The sequence below is a fragment of the Streptomyces azureus genome (assembly GCF_001270025.1).
Classification (GTDB): domain Bacteria; phylum Actinomycetota; class Actinomycetes; order Streptomycetales; family Streptomycetaceae; genus Streptomyces; species Streptomyces azureus.
In genome coordinates this window covers 1-706 of the sequence record NZ_DF968209.1, presented here as the reverse complement: position 1 = coordinate 706, position 706 = coordinate 1, and the positions used below count along the sequence as shown (strand labels likewise).

The following is a 706-nucleotide window of genomic DNA, read 5'->3' as shown; positions in this document are numbered from 1 at the left end:
TTCCGCAGGCGTTTCAGGGCCTGGCTGTCGTGCGGGTTCGAGCCGGACCAGGCATGCGGTCCGCGCGTGGTGGCCCTGCTGCCCGGTTACTGCGCCCGGGAGCCGACAGCGTTACGGGGTGGAGGGGCCGGGGAGTTCCGCCACCACCGATTCCGGAGATCCCCATGGTTCCTCCAGTGCGGCCCGAAGTGCGGTGACGGTATCCGCGCCGACGCGCCCGGCGAGCGCGGCTTCGAGCCCGGCCAGTATCTGCATCGTCTCCGCGCGGCGCCGGACACCGGCCGCCGAGAGGAGTACGAGTTTCGACCGGGCGGACCGCGGATCGCTCTCGACGGTCACCACGCCCACGGCGACAAGTTCATGGACCCACTGGTGCGCAGTCGGGGCGCTGACGCCCAGACGCCGAGCCAGTTCGGCGATGCTTGCCCCCTCTGACGGGAGCTGACTGAGCAGGGTCACGTGTGCCGCGCTGATGGCCGACCCGTCTTCCTGGGCCTCGAACGCAGTGGTCAGGGCGGTTCGGAACCAGTTGTGTGCGCGCCACAGCAGCCGGATGAGCGGCTCGGATTCAGGCGGGGAGGAGGGCATGTGGTTCTGCTTTCGCGGTGGGCGGGTCGTTTCGGCGCGGTCTGCCGATCGTAAGCCGGTCAAATCTGGTGCCCAACATCGCCGGGGCTTCCGAGATCACCGTTCATTAGGTAGCCTA

1 protein-coding gene is annotated in these 706 nt (G+C 68.8%); it reads right to left on the bottom strand.

Going from position 1 to position 706, the window contains the following annotated elements; genetic code table 11:
- Window positions 1-111 precede the first annotated feature (111 nt).
- Window positions 112-588: a MarR family winged helix-turn-helix transcriptional regulator gene (locus tag AOQ53_RS04640; protein ID WP_059415206.1), complete on the bottom strand. Its 477-nt coding sequence runs from the start codon at window positions 586-588 to the stop codon at window positions 112-114.
- Window positions 589-706 lie beyond the last annotated feature (118 nt).

Bases quoted from the DNA above. Each gene is read 5' to 3' on its own strand.
- AOQ53_RS04640 (WP_059415206.1), bottom strand. From the start codon at position 588: ATGCCCTCCTCCCCGCCTGAATCCGAGCCGCTCATCCGGCTGCTGTGG.